This window comes from Paratractidigestivibacter sp. (genome assembly GCF_052362415.1).
Classification (GTDB): domain Bacteria; phylum Actinomycetota; class Coriobacteriia; order Coriobacteriales; family Atopobiaceae; genus Paratractidigestivibacter.
Window position 1 is genome coordinate 6605 of record NZ_DAWEMK010000074.1, and the last position, 2334, is coordinate 8938.

At 64.0% G+C, this 2334-nt stretch carries 3 protein-coding genes; 1 reads left to right on the top strand and 2 read right to left on the bottom strand.

Annotated features, from left to right (window positions below; translation table 11 throughout):
- The coding region (locus ACT84W_RS07715; protein WP_444328780.1) for a heparan-alpha-glucosaminide N-acetyltransferase domain-containing protein at positions 1 to 239 on the top strand (239 nt) is incomplete at its 5' end.
- Here the strand turns inward: ACT84W_RS07715 and hflX are convergent.
- Positions 216 to 1532: a GTPase HflX gene (gene hflX, locus ACT84W_RS07720; protein ID WP_444328781.1), complete on the bottom strand. Its 1317-nt coding sequence runs from the start codon at positions 1530 to 1532 to the stop codon at positions 216 to 218. The genes ACT84W_RS07715 and hflX overlap by 24 nt on opposite strands.
- A gap of 1 nt (position 1533) precedes the next feature.
- A partial coding sequence (miaA, locus tag ACT84W_RS07725) for a tRNA (adenosine(37)-N6)-dimethylallyltransferase MiaA (RefSeq protein ID WP_444328782.1) occupies positions 1534 to 2334 on the bottom strand: 801 nt, incomplete at its 5' end.

Sequence of the window (2334 nt, forward strand, 5' to 3'; positions counted from 1 at the left end):
TCTCTTGGCTGGGCTTTCCGGGGCCGAGGTTCTCCTCGGGGGACTACTATCCCCTGCTCCCCTACACGCTCATGTATCTTGCCGGCGCCGCCGTAGGGCCCGTCATCAAGGCCCGTGGATTGCCGGGGCCACTCATGAGGTTCAGGTGCAAGTCGTTGGAGTTCATTGGCAGGCATGCGCTTCTCGTGTACGTGCTGCACCAGCCACTGCTGCTCTTACTGAGCGGAGTCGCTCTCTAAGCCGTCATCGACTTTATACGGCTCCAAGGTGGCCCGCATGCGTTCCGATGCCTTCAGCGTGGCCAAGAGGCCGCCGTCGACGTATCTCTCGCGGATGACCTGACAGCGCTCGTGGCACATCTTGAGCAGGAGCCCCTTGCTGTACGGGATGAGCGCCGTAATCGTCTCGTCGCCGGCGGCCGCCTCGCGCCCAATGCGGTACAGCAGCCCATCGATGCCGATGCCCTCCTTCGCGGAGACGAGTACGGCATCGGGGTTCTCGACTTGGAGGGCCTTTTTCTGGTCGGGCTCGAGAAGGTCCACCTTGTTCAGGACCAAGACGCGGCGGATTCCGTCCGCCTCGATGTCCTTGAGGATCGAGTTCACGGCCGCCATCTCGTCTTTCCAGCGGACGTCGGAGGCGTCGGCCACAAGCAGGATCAGGTCTGCTGCGCGGACCTCGGCCAAGGTCGACTTGAACGACTCCACGAGCGTCGTGGGGAGCTTCTGGATGAAGCCGACGGTGTCTGTGAGGGTGAGCTTGCGTCCTTCCTCGAGGGTCATGGAGCGCGTCGTTGGGTCGAGCGTGGCAAAGAGCTCGTCTTTCGCGTAAACGCCTGCTCTGGTGAGCTTGTTGAGCAGCGACGACTTGCCTGCGTTCGTGTACCCCACGAGCGCGACGCGGTACACGCCGGAGTCCCAGCGCGCCTTGCTCTGCACTCCCCTGCGCTTCTCGAGCTCCGCGAGCTCCCGGCGAAGCGTCGAGATCCTGTCGCGGATCAGGCGGCGGTCCACCTCGAGCTGGCTTTCGCCCTGGCCGAATCGGCTTCCGATGCCGCCGCGGGTCTGCTCGCCCACGAGGTGGCTCCACATGCCCCTCAGCCTCGGGAGCACGTACTGGAGCTGCGCGAGCTGCACCTGGAGGCGCCCCTCGCGCGTCTTTGCGTGCTGCCCGAAGATATCGAGGATAAGCGCCGTGCGATCGAGGATCTTGACGGGCTCCCCCACCGCTTTCTCTAAGTTCGATTGCTGCGACGGCGTGAGCTCGTCGTCGAAGATGACGACGTCGGCGTCGAGGTTATGGACGTAGCTGACGAGCTCCTCGACCTTGCCCTTGCCGATGAAGGTTTTTGGCACCGGGGCGTCGAGGCGCTGCTTCATGGTGAGGACGACCTCGGCCCCATCGGTCAGGGCGAGACGCGCGAGCTCGGCGAGCGAATCGTCGCAGCTCCAGTTGCCGATTCCCCGGTCCACTCCGACGAGGATTGCTTTTTCCGTGACTGGCGCGGTGTAGAACGGCTTGAAGCGACCCATGCTACTCTTCCTCGGCGGCGCGATGCGTCGCCGCCCGATAATCGTCGACAATGGCCTTCACGGCCTCGTCGGCGTCGATCTGGTCCATGTCCAGCCACTGGGCGCGACCGTCCCTGCGCAGCCACGAGAGCTGTCGCTTTGCGTAATGGCGGGTCCGCACCTTGATGAGCTTGACCGCTCCATCCAGGGAGACCTCGCCGTCCAGGTAATCGAGGATCTCCTTGTAGCCGATCGCCTGTCCGGCGGTGGAGTTCTTCGTGAGGCCCTGCTCGCGGAGCGTCTTCACCTCATCAAGAAGCCCTGACGTGACCATGAGGTCCACGCGTTGCTCGATCCTGCGATAAAGGCGGTCCCGGTCCATAGCCACGGCCCAGATGCGCGCGTCATAGTGCGGTTTTCGGCAAAGAAGCCCCTCGTGGTGCTCGGCGTAGCTTTTGCCCTCGTCCAGAAGCTCGAGAGCGCGCACGACGCGCCTCGAGTTGTTCGGGTGGATGATCTCCGCGCTTTTGGGATCGCGCTCCCGCAGGAGGCTGTAGAGGGCGTCGGGACCTTCGTCGGCGAGGAGCTTCTCGTACCGGGCGCGGTTGTCGTCGCCCTTCTCGCCGGAGGGGAACCGCATCTCGTCGATCACGCTGTCGAGATAGAGCCCGGTCCCTCCGCAGAGGATGGGCGGAGTGCCGCGTCGAAGCAAACCGTCGATGCACACGCGGCATTCCGCCTGGAAAACCTGAACGGAGAAATCGACGCCAGGATCGCAGACATCCACCATGTGCAGCGGAACGAGGCGCTGGTCAAGCGGCGT

Coding starts and splice junctions, on each gene's coding strand:
- hflX (WP_444328781.1), bottom strand. CDS start 1,532: ATGGGTCGCTTCAAGCCGTTCTACACCGCGCCAGTCACGGAAAAAGCA.